We start from the raw sequence: 22,228 nt of genomic DNA on the forward strand, positions 1-22,228 counted from the left end.
TCTTTGCTCCTTTTTCGTCTCGGTGGACTGGTAAGGATTAGAGCGCACGCCAGGCTGGAAAGTTGGTCCGCCTAATACGTTGTTACGCGGCTCACAGTTAAGCACCGCCGGCGTAAGCCGCTGAAAGTAACGTAAACAAGTTGGCGCAGCGCCGTTACAAATCAGTCTTTAGCAGAGATAGGTTCGTTACCGCCCTGGGACGGCTGCTGCGGCAAGGACTGCAGCGGCGGTGCGGGGATGGGCGTGGCGGGCACCGGCATCGGCGTGGATAGCGGCGCCGCCGCGCCTGCCGGCAAAGCCGGCTGTGGGGCCGCCGCGGGGCCGCGCGTGACGATGGCCGGGACCGGCAGCGCGATTTCCTGGCGCACGCCATTGCGCTCGATCACAACCCCACGATCACGGACTTCCGTCAGCCGGATCTGCGGGGACAGCGCGGTGCCCGCGCGCACCGCCTTGGCCGGGCCGCCATCCAGCGAGACAATGGCCGCCCCGGCACCGCTGCCAATGTCGGCTACCACCCCGATCAACTGCACATCGCGCACGCCGGACTGCGCGTTGCCGCCAAACAGCGTGCCGGCCGCGCCGGTCTCCACCGCCTCGGTCTGCGCCACGCGGGCCGCGTTCGGCACGGCAATGGTCTGCATCGCGCTGAAGGTCAGCGCCCAGCGGGTAGCCAGGGCGCATAGCGCAACGAACAGCACGAGCGCGGCCAGTCGCGGCAGCCAGAGGCTGGAGGGGTTGAAGCGAAGGGCGGGCCGCAAGGAGAGTTGCACGGAAGTGGGCTGGTAGGCATCAAAACACCAAGCCTACCAGAGCCGCATGACAGCTGTCTGCCTCCGTCAGGCCCGCGACGCATCGGCACGCCAAGGCAAAACGATGCGTTGCGCGCATCCCGCGCCGTTTTGCCGCGGGTGAACATGCAAGCACTCGCTCGCAAAGTCGTCATGAAGTGGCGGTTATACTGTTTGACCACTGGATCGCCGCCACGCGGATGCAACGCGGATGTAAGCAGGCGCTCCGCCAGATATTCCATAAGGCTAACCATGATGCGCAGGAACGTTGCCACCCTTCCCGACTCTTCCCCCCGCCTCGGCCGCCGCCGTGTCCGCGGCTTTACCCTGATCGAAATCATGGTCGTGATCGTGATCCTCGGCGTGCTGGCCGCGCTGGTGGTCCCGAAGATCATGAGCCGCCCCGACGAAGCCCGCATCGTCGCCGCGCGCCAGGACATTTCCTCGATCATGCAGGCGCTCAAGCTGTACCGCCTGGACAACAGCCGCTATCCCACCACCGAGCAAGGCCTTGCGGCACTGGTGGCCAAGCCCACCACCGAGCCCGTGCCCAACAACTGGAAGGGTGGCGGCTATCTGGAAAAGCTGCCCAAGGATCCCTGGGGCCATCCGTACCAGTACCTGAACCCGGGCGTGCGCGGCGAGATCGACGTGTTCAGCTTCGGCGCCGACGGCCAGGCTGGCGGCAGTGGCAACGACGCCGATATCGGCAATTGGGAATAAGGAACCAATGCCATGATCCGGGCCAGGCGCGCAGCCATGAGCACCTGGCCACAGGCAGGGCGGCTTCACGGCCATCGCGGCCGCGGCTTCACCTTGCTGGAACTGCTGGTGGTGATGGTGATCGCCGGCATCGTGATCTCGCTGGTCGCCGTCAATGCCGCGCCCAATGAGCGCGGCCGCGTGCTCGACGACGGGCAGCGCATTGCGCGGCTCTTCGAGCTCGCCCAGGAAGAAGCCCAGCTGCGCGCCCGGCCGATTGCCTGGGAGGCCGATACGGTCGGCTGGCGTTTCCTGCAAGCCACGCCGGCCGGCTGGGCCCCGCTCGCCGGGGACGTGTTCGCGCCGACCAAATGGCGCCTGCAGCTCGACGGCGTGGCCGTCACCGAAGGCGGGCGCGGCAACGGCGGCGCGCGCCTGGTGTTCGGGCGCGAGCTGATCGAAGGTCCCCAGCATGTCGTGCTGGTGCGCGGCGGCATTCGCATCGATGTGGCCAGCGACGGCGCCGGCCGCTACTTCGCCAGCACGCCATGACGCGCCACCCCAACTCCCCCCCCTGTGCGCGCAGCGCCCGGTGCTTGCCGGTGCGCGGCTTCACCCTGATCGAAGTGCTGGTCGCCCTGACCATCCTGGCCGTGGCGCTGACCGCCGCCATGCGCGCGATGGGGTCGATGATCGAGGCGGGCTCCGCCTTGCAGACCCGCATGCTGGCCGAGTGGAGCGCCGAGAACCACCTCGCCACCCTGCGCCTGTCCAAGACCTGGCCCGAGCCCGGCACGCGCGGCTACGCCTGCCCGCAAGGCGGTGTGGAGCTGTACTGCGAAGAAACCATCTCGGGCACGCCCAACCCCTCTTTCCGCCGCGTCGAGATCGCGGTCTACCCGTCCGGCGCCGACAAATCCGTGCGCCTGGCCTGGCTGGTCACCATCGTTCCCAATGAAACGCGCAACCTGCTCTGAACGCGTTAAGCGCTTTAAGTGCCTTGGGCGGCCGCGCCCGGCCGTGGCCATGCGCGGCTTCACACTGCTGGAAATGCTGGTGGCGATCACCTTGCTGGCAGTGATCGCCGTGATCGCCTGGCGCGGCCTGGACGCGATGACGCGCGGCCGCGAGCGCCTGACCGACCACGACAACCGCCTCAATACGCTCAAGCTGCTATACGGCCAGTTCCAGTCCGACTGCGAGCACCTGACCAGCCCGACCCTGCTGCAGGGCAGCCCGGTAGAGCTCGGCAACGGCCTGTTGCTGATGGTGCGCGACCGCCGAGACGAGGGCCGCCCCAGCCAGTGGCAAGTCATCGCCTATCGCCTCAACGGCAACACCGTGGTGCGCGCTGCCAGCCCGCCGGCGGACAACCGCAGCGCGGTGCAGGCCGCGATGATCACGCTGCGCCAGGCTGGCGGCGGCGCAAACCTGGCGCGGCCGCTGGTCGGCGATGCCGACAGCCTGTCGGCGCGCGTCTGGGTCGAACCCGGTGGCTGGCAGGCCGAAAACGGCCGCATCGCCGCCGCGCTGCTCAGCGGCAACGCCAGCGCCAGCGCGGTGGCCGCCTCCGGCGTGAGCGCCAGCCTGGGCGTAGCCACCACGGCGGTGCGTGCGATCGAGCTCAACCTCACGGCGCGCATGGGCGACGGCGACACGCCGCGGCGCTTCCAGAAAATCTGCATGACCGGCCTATGAGCAAGCGCATCGCTCCCCTTGTGCCGGCCGGCCGCCGCCAGCGCGGCGCCGCCGTGGTCACGGCCCTGCTGGTGGTCACGCTGGCGGTCGTGGTGGTATCCGGCATGCTCTGGCGCCAGCAGGTGCAGATCCGCTCCATCGAGAACCAGCGCCTGCTGGCCCAGGCCAGCTGGATCGAGCGCGCGGCCGTCGACTGGGCCCGCCTGATCCTGCGTGACGACCAGCGCCGCACCAGCGTGGACCAGCTCGGTGAGCCCTGGGCAGTGCCGATCGCCGAGACCCGCCTGTCGGACTTCCTCGGCGCCGGCCTGCGCACCGACCAGGAAGGCGAAACCTCCTTCCTGTCGGGCCGCATCCTCGACGCGCAGGCCCGCTTCAACCTATCCAACCTCGTGCTGTGGACCGCCAGCGAGTCCCAAGGCCGGATCGCCACCATCGACGCCCCCAGCCTGGCGATCTATCGCCGCCTGCTGCAGACGCTGGGCCTGAACGCCTCGCTGGCCGAGCCGACCGCCCGCTACCTGGTAAGCGCCGCCGGCGCCAGCAACGGCGGCAGCAGTGACAGCCAGCGCGGGCTGCGCGCGCCCGACGACGTCAACGACCTGCTCGCCATTCCGGGCTACACGCCGGAGATCGTGGCCGCGCTGGCGCCCTTCGTCGACGTGCTGCCCGAGCGCACGCTCGTCAATGCCAATACCGCCGAGGCCGAAGTGCTCGCCGCCGTGATCGACAAGCTGCCGCTGGACCGCGCCCGCGAAGTGGTGCGCCAGCGCGACCGCGCCTATTTCAACAACATTGGCGACCTGCAAACGCAATTGCGCACGCTGGCGCCGCAGGCCGACCCCAACGCCGCCACCAGCACGCTCGACGTACGCACCCACTATTTCCTGATCTACGGGCTGATCCGCCACGAGCGCGCCAGCCGCATGCAGGTCTCGCTGGTCTACCGCGGCGAAGTGCTCGGCAATGCCAATACCACCCGGGTGGTCTGGGTGCGCGATATCGACCGGATGCCGGAGCAGCGCTGATGCGTGCAACCCCTCGTCCGTGTGGCCGTCGTGGCTGGCGGATTTTGGGATCATGCTGTCGGATCGCGCGGGACGAAAAGGGTTACCGTAGGTGGCCACAAGGGGCAGGCCCGGGCCTCCCAGGCGCGCCGCGAAACACCTGCCGGCGCCCTTCCCGGGTGTTTGGCCAGCAGTATCAGACAGATACGTATTGACGCCAATTCGTCACACAGGCAAGGTATGCTCCGGCCCGGCGGAAGCGGTAGTCCATGGCTCCGGGCGCCCGCCTGCCCTGTGCCGCCGGCAGTATCGCAGCCGGCATCCGCCATGCAAGCAGCGCCGTCCGCTGCATGGGCCGCATGCCCCCGCTATCGTTCATTGACGCCACGATTGGCGCTGTAGCAAGGAAATCTTGAGCACCACCCTGTACGTCCGCCTGCCGCATCGGCCGCACGACCAGCCGCAACCCTGGCACTTCGGTGCCTTGCCGTTTGCCCTGGTCAGCACGGCCGTCGCCGGCCGTAGCCACCGGCAAGGCCCCCAGGCGGCGGGGCAGTTGTTGCGCGAAGGCCACGCCGCCATCGCCGAACTGCCTCCCGCCGAACGCCTGGTCCTGATCATGGCGGCCAGCGATGTGCTGCTTACCGGAGCCACGGTGCCGCCGCTCGCGCCGGCGCGGCTCAAGCTGGCGCTGCCGAACCTGGTCGAGGAGGTGCTGGCCACCGACGCCCAGCCTTGCCATATCGCCGTGGGCCCGCCCCTCGACGCGCTGCCGGGCAAGGGCAAGGCGGCCAGCGGCTCGCGCCGGCGCTTGCTGATGGTGACGGACCGCGCCTGGCTGCGCGCCGTGCTGGACGCATTTGCCGAGCATCGCCACCGCCGCCGCCACGTGTTGCCGGCGCAGTTGTGCCTGCCCCAGCAGCCTGTGGCGCATCCCGCCGAGCCCGGCGCGGATTCTGTCGGCCACCCCTCCGCGGCCAGCGCGGCCCCGGCCACGCTGGCGCTCGAAGCCGCCTCGCTGACCAGCGCGTCGCCCTTGTTTGAAACGGAGGGCGTGCCCGCGCCAGCCGAGCTTTCGCGCTATTGGCAACTGACCGTGCGCAGCAGTGAGTACGCCGGCTACGGCCTGCTGCTAGGCTCCGAGGCGCTCGCCGCCTGGCAGGGACTCGCCCCCGCCGGTGACTGGTACGCATCAAAGGACGCCTTGGCGCGGGTGGCGCCGCCGGGCGCGCAAGCGCTGGACTGGCGGATATGGATCGAAGGGGCGCAGGCCAGCCTGCGCGAGCCCGCGCTCGACCTGGCCCAGTTCGAATTCGCCCAGGGCCGTGCCGACCGCTGGAACCTCAAGGCCTGGCGCCTGCCGCTGGCGCTGGCTGCCGGCCTGGTGCTGGTCCAGTTGATTGGCATGAACGTGCATTGGCTGCTGCTGCGCCAGGAGGCGCAGCGCCTCGCGGCCGGCCAGGAACAGACGCTGCGCAGCGCCTTTCCGCAGATCCCCGTGGTCATCGATCCGCCGCTGCAGATGCGCCGCCAGGTCGACCAGCTGCGCCTGGCGAGCGGGCGCAGCACGCCCGACGATTTCCTGCCGCTGGCCGACCGCTTCGGCCAGGCCGCGCGCCAGCTTGCGCCGGACGCGCTGCTGGCGCTCGAATACCGCGGGCACACTTTGTTCGCCACGCTCAAGCCTGGCACCGACACCAATGCGCTGCGCAGCGCGGCGCGCCAGTCCGGCCTGGCCATGGAAGCTGACAACAGCCCGCCCGACGCCGCGCGCGCCAACGCACCGGCCGGCACCCGCTGGTCAATCAAGCCCAGCCTGTGAGCGCGGACCGCCAAGTGACCCCGATGAAAGACACCGCATCCAAGCCCGGCCCCCGCGCCACCCAGCGCAGCCCGGCTGGCCGCGCGCGCGTCGCGGACCGGCTGGCGCGCCTGCGCCCGCGCGTGCCGCAGCGCTGGCAGGAACGTTTCGACGCCTTCTGGTCGGCGCGCAACCCGCGTGAGCAGGCCATCCTGGCCGGCGGCAGCGCCGTGCTGGCGCTCGTGATCGGCTACACCGTCCTCTGGGAACCCGCCGCCGACGGTCGTGACAAGCTGCTGCGCAGCCTGCCGCAACTGCGCAGCGACGCGGCGGAGATGGAAACGCTGGCGCAGGAAGCGCGCGGCCTGGCAGCCAGCCCGGCCCCGTCGCTGCGCGGCGAGGCGCTCAACCAGGCCTTGCAGGAGAGCCTTGCCCAGCACGGCCTCAAGGCCACCCGCCTCAATGGCACCGGCGACAACAGCGTGCAGGTGCAGCTCGACAAGGTGCCCTTCGGCTCCGTGGCGAGCTGGCTGCAGGATGTGCGCCAGCAACAGCGCCTCAAGGTGATCGATACCCGCATCGTCTACGTGGGCGCCACCGCCTTGGTGAACGTCACCGCCACCTTGCAAGGCCCCGCGGCAAATCCGGGCGGGCGCGGCTGATGGCGCGCCTGGAAGCCCTGAGGCTCGCCCGCCGCCGCGTTGCCAGCCCCCGTGGCTGGCAACGCGCGGGCTGGCTGGCGCTTGGCTGCGTCACCGTGGCGCTAACCGTGCTGGCGGCATTTCCCGCGGCATGGATCGCCGATGGCATCGCCAGCCAGAGCCAGCGCCGCGTGCTGCTGGCCGATGCCGATGGCTCGCTGTGGAACGGCAGCGCCACCCTGGCCCTGTCGGCCGGCACAGGCAGCGAGACCGCCACGGTGCTGCCCGGGCGGCTGCAATGGTCAGTGGCCTTCTGGCCGTTGCTGACCGGCACGCTGCGCATGGTGGTCAACCATACCGAGGCCATGAGCGGCCCGGTCGCCGTGGCGGTGACCCCGCTCGGCTGGACCGCCCAGGCCGGCGCCATCCGCATGCCGGCGGCGCTGCTCGAAGGCGTCGGCGCCCCGTTCAATACCCTGCGCCCCGACGGGCTGATGCGCATTGACTGGTCCGGCCTGCAAGGCCGGTTCTTTGCGCGTGCCAGCGAGCCGGGCAGCGCAGGCGGCGCAGGCGGCGCGGGCGGCGCGGGCGGCATGACCGGCCACCTGACCGTACGCCTTGACCAAGTATCATCGGCCGTCAGCCGGGTGCGCCCGCTTGGCAGCTACCGCGCCGAGATCGACTGGTCGGGCGCCGACGGCAAGCTGCAACTGACTACCCTCGCCGGGCCACTGCACCTGCAGGGCAGCGGCACCCTGGGCCGCCAGGCGCGCTTCGAGGGCACGGCCGACGCCGACCCCGACGCCGCTACGCAATTGGTGGGCCTGTTGAGCCTGCTGGGACGACGTGAGGACAATGTGACACGGCTGCGCTTCTGACCCCGGCATCGGGGCGAAACCTTCGCGCCGATGCCCGCAGCCCGGAACCGAATATGAAAACCCAAGCCCTTCGACCTTCGCTCAAGACCCGCTGCGCCCGCGCCACCGCGCTGCTATGCGGCCTCTCCCTGCTGGCACCCGCGCCGCTGTGGGCCCAGCAACCGAGCCAGCCGGCGGCCCAGCCAGGCCAGCCGCCCGACCTGACTCCGCGCAGCCGCGACCAGGTCGTGCTCAACTTCGTCAATGCCGACCTGGAATCGGTGGTGAAGGCGGTGGGGCAGGCGACCGGCAAGAACTTCGTCATCGACCCGCGCGTGAAAGGCTCGGTGAACCTGGTGACCGAGCAGCCGGTGTCGCGCTCGCAGGCGCTGGAAACGCTGGGCTCGGTGCTGCGCATGCAAGGCTATGCGATGGTCGAGAGCAACGGCTTCACCAAGGTGGTGCCGGAAGCCGACGCCAAGCTGCAGGGCTCGCCCATCGTGGTCGGCAGCGGCAGGTCCCGCGGCGACCAGGTGGTGACCCAGGTGTTCCGCCTCAACTATGAGTCGGCCAACAACCTGGTGCCGGTGCTGCGCCCGATGATCGCGCCGAACAACACCATCACCGCCTACCCGGCCAACAACACGCTGGTCATTACCGACTACGCCGAGAACCTGCAGCGCCTGGGCCGCATCATCGCCGCCATCGACGCGCCGGCCTCGGGCGAGGTCGAGCTCGTGCCGCTCAAGAATGCCATCGCCAGCGATACCGCGCTGGTGCTGCAAAAACTGCTGGACCCGGGTTCCGCCGGCGCTGCTGGCGGGGCCGTGGCAGGCGCCGACGCCAGCCTGCGCACCTCGGTGGTGGCGGAGCCGCGCAGCAATTCGCTGATGATCCGTGCCTCCAGCCGGGCACGGCTGCAGCAGGCGCGCCAGTTGATCGAGAAGCTCGACCAGCCCTATGCGCGCCCCGGCAATATCTGGGTGGTGCCCCTGAAAAACGCGGAAGCCACCAAGCTGGCGCAGACGCTGCGCGCCATCGTCGCGGCCGACAGCTCCTTCAACACCGGCCAGTCCGGCACGCAGGGCGCAACCGGCGCGGCCGGCGTCGCCGGCGGCACCGGCCTGCTCAACACCTCGACGCCCAACACCGGCCAATACACGGGCGGCAGCACCGGCAGCTCCCGCAGCGGATCGGGATCCGGCGGCGGCAGCTCGGCCTTCGCGAACTCATTCGCCACCAACACGTTGCCGACCACCGGCGGCATCATCCAGGCCGACCCGGCCACCAACTCGCTGATCATCACGGCCAGCGAGCCCGTCTACCGCAACCTGCGCGCGGTGATCGAAGACCTCGACATGCGCCGCGCGCAGGTCTATATCGAGTCGATGATCGTGGAAGTCTCTTCCACCCAGACCGGCCAGCTGGGCATCCAGTGGCAGGGCCTGCTCAACTCGCGCAATAGCAACACCAACGTCTTTGCCGGCACCAACTTCGGCACGGGCGGCCAGAACATCATCAACCTGACGGGTGCCGCCGCCGCGATCAACGCGAACGGCGCCGCCGCCATTCCGAGCGTCTCGGGCCTGGTGCCCGATCTGGCCGGTCTGAACCTCGGCATCGTCAACCGGGCGATGGGCCTGGGCGCGCTGCTGCACGCGCTTGGTGCCGACGGCAGCGTCAACCTGCTGTCCACGCCCAACCTGATCACGCTGGAGAACGAGGAAGCCAAGATCCTGATCGGGCAGAACATCCCGGTCACCACCGGCTCCTACGCGCAGACCGGCAGTTCGGCGTCAGTCACGCCATTCCAGACCTTCGACCGCAAGGACGTCGGCATCACGCTGCGGGTCAAGCCGCAGATCACCGATGGCGGCCTGGTGAAGATGCAGATCTACCAGGAATCATCGTCCGTGGTACAGGGCACCGCCGCCCTCACCCAGGGCCCGACCACCAATGTGCGCTCGATCGAGACCAACGTGCTGGTGGACGACGGCCAGATCATCGTGCTGGGCGGCCTGATCGAGGACACCTACGGCGACGGCGTGCAGAAGGTGCCGGGACTGGGCGACCTGCCGTGGATCGGCGGGCTGTTCCGCTACGAAAACAAGAACCGCGGCAAGACCAACCTGCTGGTGTTCCTGCGCCCGTACGTGATGCGCACCGCCGGCGCCACCGACCGCCTGACGCAGGACCGCTACGACTATATGCGCGGCCTGCAGCAGGGCTTCGCCTCACCCAACATCATGGTGCGCGACGGCAATACGCCGATCCTGCCGCCGGCGGACGCGCCCATGGCACCGTTCGTCGACCCGCGCTCGCGCGGGCCGGTGCCGGGTCCGCTGCCGCTGGAGCAGACGCTGCCGCAATCGCAGCAGCAACAGCAGCAAAGGCAGCCGCAAGCCCAGGCGCCCGCGGCCAACGGCACGCCGCTGCCGCCGGGCGTCAATCTCGGCAACGCCACGGTGGACGCCGTGCGCCCGGTGAACTGAGACTCGCCATGGCCACAAGCATCGCCCCCGCCGCCATGTCCGACGAGCCGCTGGAGCCGCCGTCGACCATCGCCGCGCGCCTGGTCACCTACGGCTTCGCGCGCGAGGCCCGCCTGCTGATCGCGCACCAGCGTGCCGACGGCCTGGAGGTGTGGGTCAGCCGCGCCACCTCGCCCGCAGCGCTTGCCGAAGTGGCACGCGTGCACGGGCCGCTGCGCCTGCGCGTGCTGGAGCCCGATGCGCTGGAGCTCGCCATGTCCGAGGCCTACAACCGCCAGGACAGCGGCAGCGCCGCCCAGGTGGTTGGCGAGGTGGAGGGCGAAGTCGACCTGTCGCGGCTGATGCAGGACATTCCCGCCGTGGAAGACCTGCTGGAGTCCGAGGACGACGCCCCCATCATCCGCATGATCAACGCGCTGCTCACCCAGGCCGCGCGCGAAGGTGCCTCCGATATCCACATCGAGCCGTTCGAGTCATCCTCGGTGGTGCGCTTTCGCGTGGACGGCACGCTGCGCGACGTGGTGCGCCCAAAGAAGGCGCTGCACGGCGCGCTGATCTCGCGCATCAAGATCATGGCGCAGCTCGACATCGCGGAAAAACGCCTGCCGCAGGACGGCCGCATCACGCTGCGCGTGGGCGGGCGTCCCGTGGACGTGCGCGTCTCCACGCTGCCCACCGGCCACGGCGAGCGCGCGGTGCTGCGTCTGCTCGACAAGGAGGCCGGCCGCCTGGATCTCGCCAAGCTCGGCATGGCGCCGGGCACGCTGGGCGGCTTCGATCACCTGATCCGCCAGCCGCACGGCATCGTGCTGGTGACCGGGCCGACCGGCTCGGGCAAGACCACCACGCTGTACGCCGCACTGTCGCGGCTCGATTCGCGCACCACCAACATCATGACGGTGGAAGACCCGATCGAGTACGACCTCGACGGCATCGGACAGACCCAGGTCAACCCGCGCATCGACATGACCTTCGGCAAGGCGCTGCGGGCCATCCTGCGCCAGGATCCGGACGTGGTGATGATCGGCGAAATCCGCGACCTGGAAACCGCGCAGATCGCGGTGCAAGCCTCGCTGACGGGCCACCTGGTGCTGGCCACGCTGCACACCAACGACTCGGCTTCGGCGGTGACGCGGCTGGTCGACATGGGCATCGAGCCCTTCCTGCTGTCGTCGTCGCTGCTCGGCGTGCTGGCGCAGCGGCTGGTACGCCGGCTGTGCCAGCACTGCAAGCGCGAGGAAGTGATCGAAGTCACACCCGACGAAGCCGACGTGCTGCTGGCGCAAGGCAAACCGCTGCAACGCGTGTGGCATGCGGTGGGCTGCGACAAATGCGGCCACTCGGGCTACCAGGGGCGCATGGGCGTGTACGAGTTGCTCAGCGTGGATGACGAGATCCGCACCATGATCCACCGCCAGTCGGCCGAATCCGAGATCAAGAAGGTGGCCCTGGCGCGCGGCATGCACACCATGCGCCGCGATGCGCAGCGCTGGATCGACTCGGGCGCGACCGCGCTGGAAGAAGTCTTGCGCGTCACGCGCGACTAAGGGCGAGCCCAGAGACATGCCAGCCTATCGTTACGAGGCCGTCGATGCCGCCGGCAAGACCGATCGCGGCGTCATCGAAGCCGACAGCCCCAAGCAGGCCCGCGGCCAGTTGCGCGCGCGCGGCCTGACACCACTCAATGTGGATCCGCTGGCAGGCGTCGGCGGCGTGCAGAAAAGCAGCACCGCTGCCTTCGTGCGCCGGCTCTCCACGCAAGAGCAAGCGCTGTTCACGCGCCAGCTCGCCAGCCTGATCGTGGCTGGCCTGCCGCTGGACGAAGCACTGGCGGCGCTGGCTGACCAGGCTGAGCGCAGCTATGTGCACGAGCTGCTGGCCGGCATCCGCGCGGACGTGGTCGGCGGCAGTTCGCTCTCGGTGGCGCTGTTGCACCATCCGCGCGATTTTCCGGATATCTACCGCGCGCTGGTTTCCGCCGGCGAGCACTCGGGCCACCTCGGCCTGGTGCTGGAAAAGCTGGCGGACTATATCGAGACGCGCAACTCGCTCACCGCCAAGATCCGGCTGGCCTTTACCTACCCCGCCATTGTCACCGTGGTGGCGTTCGCCATCGTGATCTTCCTGCTGTCCTATGTGGTGCCGCAGGTGGTGAGCGTCTTCGCCAACACCAAGCAGAAGCTGCCGATGCTGACCATCATCATGCTGGCGCTGTCGGATTTCGTGCGCAACTGGTGGTGGGCCGCGCTGGCGTTCATCGTGGCGGTGAGCCTGGGCATACGCAGCCTGCTGCGCCAGCCCGGTGTGCGCCTGGAGTGGCACCGCTGGCTGCTGACCGCGCCGCTTGTCGGCAAGCTGATCCGCGGCTATAACACCGCACGCTTCGCCAGCACGCTCGCCATCCTGGTATCCGCTGGCGTGCCCATCCTGCGCAGCCTGCAGGCAGCCGGGGAAACGCTGACCAACGAGGCGCTCAAGGCCAACGTGGATGACGCCACCACGCGGGTGCGCGAAGGCGCCTCGCTGGCGCGTGCGCTGGCCGCGCAGAACCAGTTTCCTTCCGTGCTGGTGCATTTGATCCGCTCTGGCGAAGCCACCGGCAACCTGCCGATCATGCTGGAGCGCGCGGCGCAGGGCGAAGGCGCAGAGCTGGAGCGCCGCACGCTGTTCCTCACCAGCCTGCTCGAGCCGCTGCTGATCCTCAGCATGGGCGTGGTGGTGCTGCTGATCGTGCTGGCGGTGCTGATGCCGATCATCGAGATCAACCAGTTGGTACGGTAGTCATGCGGCTGGCGGCGCAAGCTGCCGAAATGCAAAACGGCGCCTTGCGGCGCCGTTTTGCGTTCTGACGAGTGTGGCTTATTCAGCAGCCTTCGCCGTCTTCTTCGGTGCGCGCTTGGCCGGCGCGGCGGCGGCAGCCTTCTTGGCTGCAGGCGCAGCCTTTTTGGCGGGAGCGGCGGCCTTCTTGGCCGGCGCAGCAGCCTTCTTGGCGGCTACAGCGGTCTTTTTGGCGGGTGCTTCCGCTTTCTTGGCGGGTGCGTCTGCCTTTTTGGCCGGTGCGGCAGCCTTCTTGGCGGGTGCAGCCGTCTTCTTCGCGCGGGCCGGGGCCTTGGCTTTCGCCTTGACCTCAACCACGGGCTCGACCGGCTCGACCGGCTCGGCAACCTCGACCACCTCGGCCATTTCCACAACCGGAACGACCTCGGCAACCTCGACCGCTTCCACGACCGGCGCCACCTCGACAATCTCGATGACTTCAGCGGCTTCGACGACCGCCGCCACCACGGTGGACGACGGTGCCACAAAGATCGAGCTGTCGATCGGCCACGGGATCTCGCTCAGCGTGACCTCGGGCTTGGGCGGCTTGCGGCGGCGGCCACCGTTCGATTCGCCGTTTTCGCCAGCATCGGCGTCGTCCTGCTCGTCCTCGGACTCGGCGCCGTTGTAAGCCTGCTCCACGCGCTCCAGCACGTCCATCGGATCGACCACGAACGACGGGGCGGTTTCGCTAACGGGAGCGGGGGCGGGAGCTGCAAATTCGGGCACCGGCGCGGGCTGCACAGGCAGTGCGGCCTGCTGCGCACGCTCCGGCCTTGAGCCTTGTTGCTGCGGGAAAGGCTGGCGATCGCCACCACGCCGCTTGTTGCGGCGATTCTCGCGCCGCTCGCGGTTGTCACGGTTCTCGCGGTTCTCAGCCTGAGGGCTTTCTGCCTGGGCGTTCTCACCCTGGCGGTTCTCGCCCTGGCGGTTCTCGCTCTGGCGGTTCTCGCCCTGACGGTTCTCGCCCTGACGGTTCTCGCCCTGACGGTTCTCGCCCTGGCGGCTCTCGCTCTGGCGGTTCTCGCCCTGACGGTTCTCGCCCTGGCGGCTCTCGCTCTGGCGGTTCTCGCCCTGACGGTTCTCGCCCTGACGGTTCTCGCCCTGACGGTTCTCGCCCTGGCGGTTCTCGCTCTGACGGCTCTCGGGCTGGCGGTTCTCGGGCTGGCGCTCGTCGCCCTGGCGGGGCTCGGCTTCGCCGGTCTTGGAACGGCGCTTCAGGCGCACCCACAGCGTCTTGTTGTTGTTGCCGTTGCGGGTCTCGACTTCGAACAGGCCCGTGGCAGCTACCAGCTCGGAGAGCTTGCCGTAGCCGTAGTTGCGCGAGTCGAACTCGGGTGCCTGCTTGGCGATGTGGTTGCCCATGCCGCCGAGCGTGGCCCAGCCTTCTTCGTCCGAGACCGCTTGCGAGGCGCTTTGCAGCAGGCGCACCAGGCGTGAATCCTGGCGCAGCTCGCCGCTGTTGCGCTTGCGCGCGGGCGCGGCGGCGCCGTCGGCTTCCGTATCGGTGTCGGTGTCGGCGTCGCTGCGCAGCACGTCGGCAAAGATGAACTTGTCGCAGGCCGTGACGAAGGGCTTGGGTGTCTTGCGTTCGCCAAAGCCGTACACGGTCAGGCCCTGCTCGCGGATGCGCGAGGCCAGGCGGGTGAAATCGCTGTCGCTGGAGACGATGCAGAAGCCGTCGAAGCGGCCCGTGTACAGCAGGTCCATCGCGTCGATGATCATCGCGCTGTCGGTGGCGTTCTTGCCTACCGTGTAGCGGAACTGCTGGATCGGCTGGATGGAGTGCGACAGAAGGCGCTCCTTCCAGCCGGCCAGGTTGGGCTTGGTCCAGTCGCCGTAGATCCGCTTGACGGCGGCTACGCCGTACTTGGCGACTTCGGCCAGCAGGCCTTCGACGATGGCGGGCGCCGCATTGTCGGCGTCGATCAGCACAGCCAGGGTCGCAGTGCCCTGGCGGGAGGAAATAGTCATGTTGGGTCCTGGAGGCCGGTCGGCCTCGGATGGGGCGGGTTGCACCGGGGCACAATCCCTGAAGATATGGCGCACGGTCCGCATCTGCCCGTTTGTTGCGTAAACCTGTTTGCAACGCAGTGTACACGCGAAGCGTGTCCATTCGGGAAAGCACGCCTGTGTCGGGCGCGCTTTTTGCTGCGTCGCAAGGTGCCGCCCCCTTGGAGGCGGTGCTACCATGCTGCAACGAGACACGGTCGTTTTCCGCCTTCACAAGAGGCGGCGTACGGTCGCCCACAACTGAAGTGAGTCGGTGATCCCGACTGCATGCCCCATAGAGGAGCACCTATGAATGCCCCCCTGACCCCTCCGGTCAGCGACGCCATCCGCCGCGCGCTCGCAAACGTTTCCCTGGAAGACAAATACACGCTGGAGCGTGGCCGCGTTTATATCAGCGGCACGCAGGCGCTGGTGCGCCTGCCGATGCTGCAGCGCGAGCGCGACCGCGCCGCCGGCCTGAACACAGCCGGCTTTATCTCTGGTTACCGCGGCTCGCCGCTAGGCGCGCTGGACCAGTCGCTATGGAAGGCCAAGCAGCATCTGGCTGCGCACGACATCGTGTTCCAGGCGGGATTGAATGAAGACCTGGCTGCCACCTCGGTATGGGGCTCGCAGCAGGTGAATATGTATCCGGACGCCAAGTTCGAGGGCGTGTTCGGCATGTGGTACGGCAAGGGCCCGGGCGTGGACCGCACGAGCGACGTCTTCAAGCACGCCAACTCGGCCGGCTCCTCCAGGCACGGCGGCGTGCTGGTGCTGGCGGGCGACGACCACGCCGCCAAATCGTCCACGCTGGCGCACCAGTCAGAGCACATCTTCAAGGCCTGCGGCCTGCCGGTGCTCTATCCCTCGAACGTGCAGGAGTATCTCGACTATGGCCTGCATGCCTGGGCCATGAGCCGCTACTCCGGCCTGTGGGTGTCGATGAAATGCGTGACCGATGTGGTGGAGTCATCGGCATCGGTGGAGCTGGATCCGCATCGCGTGGAAATCGTGCTGCCGCAGGATTTCGTCCTGCCGCCGGGCGGCCTGAATATCCGCTGGCCCGATCCGCCGCTGGAACAGGAAGCGCGCCTGCTCGACTACAAGTGGTACGCCGGCCTGGCCTATGTGCGCGCCAACAAGATCGACCGTATCGAGATCGATTCGCCGCATGCGCGCTTCGGCATCATGACCGGCGGCAAGGCTTATCTCGACACGCGCCAGGCGCTGGCCAACCTGGGCCTGGACGATGAGACCTGCGCACGCATCGGCATCCGCCTGTACAAGGTGGGCTGCGTGTGGCCGCTGGAAGCGCATGGCGCGCGTGCCTTTGCCGAAGGCCTGCAGGAAATCCTGGTGGTCGAGGAAAAGCGCCAGATCATGGAGTACGCGCTCAAGGAAGAGCTCTACAACTGGCGCGACGACGTGCGCCCCAAGGTCTACGGCAAGTTCGACGAAAAAGACAACGCAGGCGGCGAATGGTCGATCCCGCAGAGCAACTGGCTGCTGCCAGCGCACTATGAACTGTCGCCCGCCATCATTGCGCGCGCCATCGCCACGCGGCTCGACAAGTTCGAGCTGCCCTCCGACGTGCGCGCGCGCATTGCCGCGCGCATCGCGGTGATCGAGGCCAAGGAAAAAGCCATGGCCGTGCCGCGCGTGGCGGCCGAGCGCAAGCCCTGGTTCTGTTCGGGCTGCCCGCACAACACCTCCACCAACGTGCCCGAAGGCTCGCGCGCGCTGGCCGGCATCGGCTGCCACTACATGACGGTGTGGATGGACCGCAGCACCAGCACCTTCAGCCAGATGGGCGGCGAAGGCGTGGCGTGGATCGGGCAGGCGCCCTTCGCCGGCGACAAGCACGTGTTCGCCAACCTGGGCGACGGCACCTACTTCCACTCCGGCCTGCTGGCGATCCGCGCATCGATCGCGGCAGGCGTCAACATCACCTACAAGATCCTCTACAACGACGCGGTTGCCATGACCGGCGGCCAGCCGATCGACGGCAAGCTGTCGGTGCAGGATGTGGCCTTCCAGGTGGCGGCCGAGGGCGCCAGGAAAATCGTCGTCGTCACCGACGAGCCTGAAAAATACAGCGCCGCCATCAAGCTGCCGCAAGGCGTGGAAGTGCACCACCGCGACGAGCTCGACAAGATCCAGCGTGAGCTGCGCGAGGTGCCCGGCGCCACCATCCTCATCTACGACCAGACCTGCGCCACCGAAAAGCGCCGGCGCCGCAAGCGCGGCACCTACCCCGATCCGGCCAAGCGCGCCTTCATCAACGACGCGGTCTGCGAAGGCTGCGGCGATTGCTCGGTGAAGTCGAACTGCCTGTCGGTGGAGCCACTGGAAACGGAGCTTGGCACCAAGCGGCAGATCAACCAGTCGTCCTGCAACAAGGACTTCTCGTGCGTCAACGGCTTCTGCCCGAGCTTCGTCACGGCCGAAGGCGCGCAGGTGAAGAAGCCCGAGCGCCACGGCGTGTCGATGGACAACCTGCCCGCCTTGCCACAACCGGCGCTGCCCGGCCTTGAGCATCCCTACGGCGTGCTGGTCACGGGCGTGGGCGGCACCGGCGTGGTCACCATCGGCGGCTTGCTCGGCATGGCCGCGCACCTGGAAAACAAGGGCGTGACCGTGCTCGACATGGCCGGCCTGGCGCAAAAGGGTGGCGCGGTGCTCTCGCACGTGCAGATTGCCGCGCACCCGGACCAGCTCCACGCCACCCGCATCGCCATGGGCGAAGCGGACTTGGTGATTGGCTGCGACGCCATCGTCAGCGCCACCGACGATGTCATCTCCAAGACCCAGGTAGGACGTACGCGCGCCATCGTCAACACGGCACAGACGCCCACCGCCGAGTTCATCAAGAATCCCAAGTGGCAGTTCCCCGGCCTGTCGGCGGAACAGGATGTGCGCAACGCAGTGGGCGAGGCTTGCGACTTCATCAACGCCAGCGGCCTGGCCGTGGCGCTGATCGGCGACGCCATCTTCACCAACCCGCTGGTGCTGGGCTACGCCTGGCAAAAGGGCTGGCTGCCGCTATCGCTGGACGCGCTGGTGCGCGCCATCGAGCTCAACGGCACGGCGGTGGAAAAGAACAAGGCCGCCTTCGACTGGGGCCGCCACATGGCGCACGACCCGGAGCACGTGCTGTCGCTCACCGGCAAGCTGCGCAACACCGCCGAAGGCGCGGAAGTGGTCAAGCTGCCCACCTCCTCCGGTGCCCTGCTGGAAAAGCTGATCGCGCACCGCGCCGAGCACCTGACTGCCTATCAGGATGCCGCTTACGCGCAGGCCTTCCGCGACGCGGTGAACCGTGTGCGCACGGCGGAAATCGCGCTGGTTGGCAGCGGCAAGCCGCTGCCGCTGACCGAAGCGGCGGCACGCAACTTGTCCAAGCTGATGGCCTACAAGGACGAGTACGAAGTCGCGCGGCTCTATACCGATCCGGTCTTCCTCGACAAGCTGCGCAATCAGTTCGAAGGCGAGCCCGGGCGCGACTACCAGCTCAATTTCTGGCTGGCGCCGCCGCTGATGGCCAAGCGCGACGAGAAGGGGCATCTTGTGAAGCGCCGCTTCGGTCCCTCCACCATGAAGCTCTTCGGCGTGCTGGCCAAGCTCAAAGGCCTGCGCGGTGGCATGTTCGATGTGTTCGGCAAGACCGCCGAGCGCCGCACCGAACGCGCCCTGATCGGCGAGTATCGTGCGTTGCTGGAGGAGCTGACGCGTGGTTTGAGCGCAGCCAATCACGCGACCGCGATCACGCTGGCCAGCCTGCCCGACGACATTCGCGGCTTCGGGCACGTCAAGGACGACAACCTGGCGAAGGTGCGTACGCGCTGGACGGCGCTGCTTGACCAGTTCCGGCATCCGGAGACGGCGCAGCAGGTGGCTTGAGTTTCAGCTTGAACGGAGCGCCGCCGCGAAGGGGCGCTCCGGTTGCGGAAACTCGATAGCCGGCCTGAAGCCGACCGTTCAGGCATTCGCGTTGCGATCCGGCTCGGCGAAGAAAACCTCGATGGGCACGAAGTGCCATTGCGCGGCTTCGGGGTCGTAGAGGGCAACCTGGTTGATCTGCGCGCCCACGCAGACCGTTCCCGGCATGCGCTGTATGGCCAGCGCCACGGCCTGATGCCGTTGCTGTTCCGTCCACGTTTCGATCAGGCTATGCGAATCCGCGTGCGCGAACAGCCCGGCGTGCTCGCGCACGCGTTCGTACCTGGCAATGCCTTGCTGGTCGATCTCGAGCTCGATGGCATCGTGCGCCGATGGCGGGATCTCGTCGGTCTGCACCATGCAAACGCTGGCGAGCCCCCCTTTGCGCCTGACCACGATCCGGCCGTCGCTCGCAGCCCAGCCGCAGTGCAGGTTGATATGGAGCTTTCCGCCGCTATCCCGGATCAAGGTCCGGGGATCGAAAGCCGCCGCATGCGCGACGTGATACGGCTTGCCCGGGCTAGACACGAACGCCGCGTTCAGCAGTGCGTCAAAGGGCGAGATATGGACGGCCAGTGCCGAGCCGGCATCGGCATTGCCCTCCTCCACGAATTCGCATGAGGCGTTGCACCAGTCCGACTGGCCCTCGCATGGCGCGTAGTTGATCAGCACGAACAGCGCTGGCCGGGTGTGCAGAACGTGCCCGCATGGGCGAAAGGGCGTGTTGGGCAGCGCCATAAAAGTGCACCTCCTATAGGTTACATTCGGGGTGCCTCAATCTATACCCAACACGGTGCGATAAAAGAGTAGGAAATTTCTGCTTTTGCTTGGGGATTGCGCGAAGGCAGGGGTAAAGACACTGCTGACGCAGCGATATCAGCGGTCCCGGTGCTTCAACGCGAACAGCGTCATCCCCCAGAACGGCACCCACCAGATCAGGTCGCTGCACAGCACGAACAGGCCACTGCGCCATGCGAACACACCGGTCAGCGCGCCATGCAAGAAGCCCAGCGGCCCCAGGGTCTTGCCCACCAGTCCCACCACCACCAGCGGCCAGTAGCGCAGCATGTCCTGCGCCGCGATCCAGTAGCCCAGCGCGTAGACGCCCACCATCATGCCAATGCAGCGGATCATGGCATCGGGCGTGGCCGGCATGCCCAGCCAGTCGAAGATCTGCGACGGCCACAGGCTCAGCGCAATCGCATAGAGCAGGTTGTAGAGGGCTGCCAGCCGCAGTACGGCAGGCATCCACCCCGGTACGCGGGGCAGGCTGATGGACGCATTGCGCCCGTTGGTTGGATTGGACTTCATGCCATATTCTCCAGGTAAGTCTCGGGTTCAGATTCAGATTCAGGTTCGCGGATGGTCAGCACGCCGTCATAGCGCAGCAGGTAGCCCAGGCGTGGCGCCCATATGCGCACATCGCAGCGATAGCTGTGCGCATCCCGTGCGCGTTCGCTGGCCAGCACGTGCAGCCACGGCACGGTCAGGCCGAACAGGCTGACGCCGCGGCTGGCCTGCCACAACCGGCCGGTGCCATCGACACGCGTTGCCAGCACGATTGCCAGCGGCCCCATGCGTTCCGTCACCTGCCCGGCTCGCGCGAGCCGCATGCGGCTCGCCACGATGTGCCCGCCGATGCTGCGGTGCCAGCGCTCGCCAGCTGGCTCCGGTGAGATGGTCACAAGGGTCGCCGCCGCCGCCGTGGGCCGGGGCAGCGCCGACAGCCGCATCAGCGCGCGCAGCCAGCGCCGCGCGCTCCAGCGCACGCGCAGCGTGCCGCGCAGGTGCACGCCCTCGGCACGATGCACGCGCTGCAGCACCGGCGGCAGGCTGGCAAGAGCGGCACCCAGCATGGTCCCGTACAGGCTTTGCGGGCCAGCGTCCGTGCCATGCGCGGCTAACGAGTTCATCGACGTGCCCGCCCGTTGCCGAGCAGGTCCTCCAGCGCCAGTTGCAGGGTCGGGAAGCGGAAGGCATAGCCTTCCCGCTTCAGGCGCGCCGGCGCCACGCGCAGCCCGTCGAGCAGCAGCGTGGCCTGCTCGCCCAACGCCAGCCGCATCGGCCATGCGGGCGTGGGCATGAAGGCGGGCCGGCGCAGCAGCGCAGCCGCCGCGCGCACAAACCCGGCCTGGCTCGGGGTATCCGGCGCAACCAGGTTATAGGTGGCAACAGCCGCCGGGGCGGCTTGCGCGGCGTCGCCCCGGCAGAGCCAGGCGATCACGCCGAGCACGTCGTGGATATGTACCCAGCTCTGCGCTTGCCGGCCGCTGCCCATCGGGCCGCCAAAGCCGAGCCACACCGGCATCAGCATGGCGGGCAGCGCGCCTTGATGGCCATAGACCACGCCGAGGCGCAGGATGGCTAGCGGGATACCCAGCGGCGTCACGGCGCGGGCCGCGTCCTCCCACTGCTGGCACAACTGCGAGGCAAAGATGTCCTGCGGCGCGCTGGCCTCCGTACGCTGGCTCAGGTCGTCGTCACCCTGGATGCCGTAGAAACCCACCGCCGAGCCATTGATCATCAGGCGCGGCCGGTACGCTGCGGCGGCCAGCCACGCTGCCAGCGCGCGCGTGGTGCCCACCCGGCTTTCCACCAGGCTGCGCTTGCGTGCGGCGCTCCAGCGCGGGCCGAGGATGGGCGCGCCGGCAAGGTTGATCACCACATCGAAGCGCACGGCCGGATCGATCTGCGCCAGCGAACCGACGCATGCGGCGCGGCCGTCAAACAACTGTGCAGCCACGCGCGGGTTGCGCGCCCAGATCGTCACGCGATGGCCATCGGCCAGCAGCGAGCGCACCAGCGCCTGCCCGATAAAGCCGGTGCCGCCGGTCAGCAGGAACGATTGCGCGCGCCGGGAGGGATCGGCGCCGGTGAAATCGAACGACGGCGTAGCACCGGGGCGGGCCGCCAGCGAGCGGCTTGCGAACGCATCGCGCACGCCAGAGGCGGCCACGCCGAGCGCGAACACGCTCAGCACCCAGCTTTGCCAGCCTTGCGGATGGAAGTGCAGGCCCGATGGCAGTTCCCACCAGGCTTGCGAATGCCAGGCCAGCAGGCCGAAGATCACGCCACCGTTGATGGCCAGCACGGTATGCGTCACCCGCTCGCTCGGCGGCAGGCTGCGGGTCTGGTCTTCCACCACGAAGTCGCGCAGCGTGAGCAGGATCTCGATGGCAACGATGGCCCATAGCGGCACCAGCCAGGCGCCGCCCCAGGCAAACCAGGCCAGGCCGCCAAACAGCACGCCGTACAGCACTGCCCGGATCGCGTGCAGGCGCAGCTCCGGCGCGGCGTTGTGCTGCTGCGGCAAGGCGCAGCGCAGTTCGTGATGCCAGACGGTATCGAAGGCACCCATCAATCCCTGCATGATCAGCAGGTTGAGGATGACGGTGTAGAGCGTGCCGCTGGTGGGGTCCATCTCAAGCATCCTTATTTACATTAATTTCTGTCTTAAGAGAAATATCTGGTCAAAAAAAGCGGCCACC

17 protein-coding genes and 1 pseudogene are annotated in these 22,228 nt (G+C 68.2%); 12 read left to right on the forward strand and 6 right to left on the reverse strand.

Annotated elements, in window-relative coordinates; translation table 11 throughout:
- Positions 1 to 161: 161 nt before the first annotated feature.
- Entirely contained in the window at positions 162 to 773 is a 612-nt protein-coding gene (locus tag AC1Q7Q_RS28095; protein WP_492375225.1) for a type II secretion system protein N, read from the reverse strand.
- Positions 774 to 1,046: 273 nt separating this feature from the next.
- Between AC1Q7Q_RS28095 and gspG the strand changes: the two genes are divergently transcribed.
- From gspG to gspF, 11 genes are all read left to right on the forward strand, one after another.
- Complete coding sequence (gene gspG, locus AC1Q7Q_RS28100) at positions 1,047 to 1,514, forward strand: type II secretion system major pseudopilin GspG (RefSeq protein ID WP_441637549.1); 468 nt, start codon at positions 1,047 to 1,049, stop codon at positions 1,512 to 1,514.
- Between the two features lie 36 nt (positions 1,515 to 1,550).
- The gene (locus tag AC1Q7Q_RS28105; protein ID WP_492375226.1) at positions 1,551 to 2,045 is read left to right on the forward strand and encodes a GspH/FimT family pseudopilin; all 495 of its coding nucleotides are present in this window, start codon (positions 1,551 to 1,553) and stop codon (positions 2,043 to 2,045) included.
- Positions 2,042 to 2,470 (forward strand): type II secretion system minor pseudopilin GspI, encoded by a 429-nt coding sequence (gene gspI / locus AC1Q7Q_RS28110; protein WP_492375227.1) that lies wholly within the window; start codon positions 2,042 to 2,044, stop codon positions 2,468 to 2,470. Before AC1Q7Q_RS28105 ends, gspI begins: the two co-directional genes overlap by 4 nt.
- Before the next feature lie 49 nt (positions 2,471 to 2,519).
- Positions 2,520 to 3,191 carry a PulJ/GspJ family protein gene (locus AC1Q7Q_RS28115; RefSeq protein ID WP_492375228.1) on the forward strand — a complete coding sequence of 224 codons (672 nt, stop codon included), beginning with the start codon at positions 2,520 to 2,522 and terminating at the stop codon, positions 3,189 to 3,191.
- Positions 3,188 to 4,219, forward strand: a complete 1,032-nt coding sequence (gene gspK / locus AC1Q7Q_RS28120) for a type II secretion system minor pseudopilin GspK (protein WP_492375229.1) — start codon at positions 3,188 to 3,190, stop codon at positions 4,217 to 4,219. Before AC1Q7Q_RS28115 ends, gspK begins: the two co-directional genes overlap by 4 nt.
- 391 nt (positions 4,220 to 4,610) lie before the next feature.
- Positions 4,611 to 6,020 carry a type II secretion system protein GspL gene (gene gspL, locus AC1Q7Q_RS28125; protein ID WP_492375230.1) on the forward strand — a complete coding sequence of 470 codons (1,410 nt, stop codon included), beginning with the start codon at positions 4,611 to 4,613 and terminating at the stop codon, positions 6,018 to 6,020.
- Between the two features lie 23 nt (positions 6,021 to 6,043).
- Entirely contained in the window at positions 6,044 to 6,661 is a 618-nt protein-coding gene (locus AC1Q7Q_RS28130) for a type II secretion system protein M (RefSeq protein WP_492375231.1), read from the forward strand.
- Positions 6,661 to 7,518: a type II secretion system protein N gene (gspN, locus tag AC1Q7Q_RS28135; RefSeq protein WP_492375232.1), complete on the forward strand. Its 858-nt coding sequence runs from the start codon at positions 6,661 to 6,663 to the stop codon at positions 7,516 to 7,518. The genes AC1Q7Q_RS28130 and gspN overlap by 1 nt, the downstream gene beginning before the upstream one ends.
- A gap of 53 nt (positions 7,519 to 7,571) precedes the next feature.
- A complete protein-coding gene (gene gspD / locus AC1Q7Q_RS28140) occupies positions 7,572 to 9,989 on the forward strand; it encodes a type II secretion system secretin GspD (protein ID WP_492375233.1) in 2,418 nt (805 codons plus the stop codon).
- An 8-nt stretch (positions 9,990 to 9,997) separates the two neighbouring features.
- The gene (gene gspE / locus AC1Q7Q_RS28145) at positions 9,998 to 11,536 is read left to right on the forward strand and encodes a type II secretion system ATPase GspE (protein ID WP_492375234.1); all 1,539 of its coding nucleotides are present in this window, start codon (positions 9,998 to 10,000) and stop codon (positions 11,534 to 11,536) included.
- Positions 11,537 to 11,552: 16 nt separating this feature from the next.
- Positions 11,553 to 12,770: a type II secretion system inner membrane protein GspF gene (gene gspF, locus AC1Q7Q_RS28150; RefSeq protein WP_492375235.1), complete on the forward strand. Its 1,218-nt coding sequence runs from the start codon at positions 11,553 to 11,555 to the stop codon at positions 12,768 to 12,770.
- Between the two features lie 1,238 nt (positions 12,771 to 14,008).
- On the opposite strand, the pseudogene AC1Q7Q_RS28155 reads toward gspF, so the two are convergent.
- Positions 14,009 to 14,780 (reverse strand): annotated as a pseudogene (locus AC1Q7Q_RS28155) (NYN domain-containing protein); the annotation flags it as partial.
- 327 nt (positions 14,781 to 15,107) lie between these two features.
- Between AC1Q7Q_RS28155 and AC1Q7Q_RS28160 the strand changes: the two are divergent.
- Positions 15,108 to 18,701: an indolepyruvate ferredoxin oxidoreductase family protein gene (locus tag AC1Q7Q_RS28160; RefSeq protein ID WP_492375236.1), complete on the forward strand. Its 3,594-nt coding sequence runs from the start codon at positions 15,108 to 15,110 to the stop codon at positions 18,699 to 18,701.
- 78 nt (positions 18,702 to 18,779) lie between these two features.
- Here AC1Q7Q_RS28160 and AC1Q7Q_RS28165 read toward each other — a convergent pair whose 3' ends face one another.
- From AC1Q7Q_RS28165 to AC1Q7Q_RS28180, 4 genes are all read right to left on the reverse strand, one after another.
- Positions 18,780 to 19,478, reverse strand: coding sequence for a hypothetical protein (locus AC1Q7Q_RS28165; RefSeq protein WP_492375237.1), 699 nt, complete (start codon positions 19,476 to 19,478; stop codon positions 18,780 to 18,782).
- 138 nt (positions 19,479 to 19,616) lie between these two features.
- Entirely contained in the window at positions 19,617 to 20,051 is a 435-nt protein-coding gene (locus tag AC1Q7Q_RS28170) for a hypothetical protein (protein WP_492375238.1), read from the reverse strand.
- Positions 20,048 to 20,653: a DUF4166 domain-containing protein gene (locus AC1Q7Q_RS28175; protein ID WP_492375239.1), complete on the reverse strand. Its 606-nt coding sequence runs from the start codon at positions 20,651 to 20,653 to the stop codon at positions 20,048 to 20,050. Before AC1Q7Q_RS28175 ends, AC1Q7Q_RS28170 begins: the two co-directional genes overlap by 4 nt.
- Positions 20,650 to 22,161: a TIGR01777 family oxidoreductase gene (locus AC1Q7Q_RS28180; protein WP_492375240.1), complete on the reverse strand. Its 1,512-nt coding sequence runs from the start codon at positions 22,159 to 22,161 to the stop codon at positions 20,650 to 20,652. The genes AC1Q7Q_RS28175 and AC1Q7Q_RS28180 overlap by 4 nt, the downstream gene beginning before the upstream one ends.
- Positions 22,162 to 22,228: the final 67 nt, after the last annotated feature.

It is taken from the genome of Cupriavidus sp. GW823-FHT07A04, assembly GCF_058794615.1.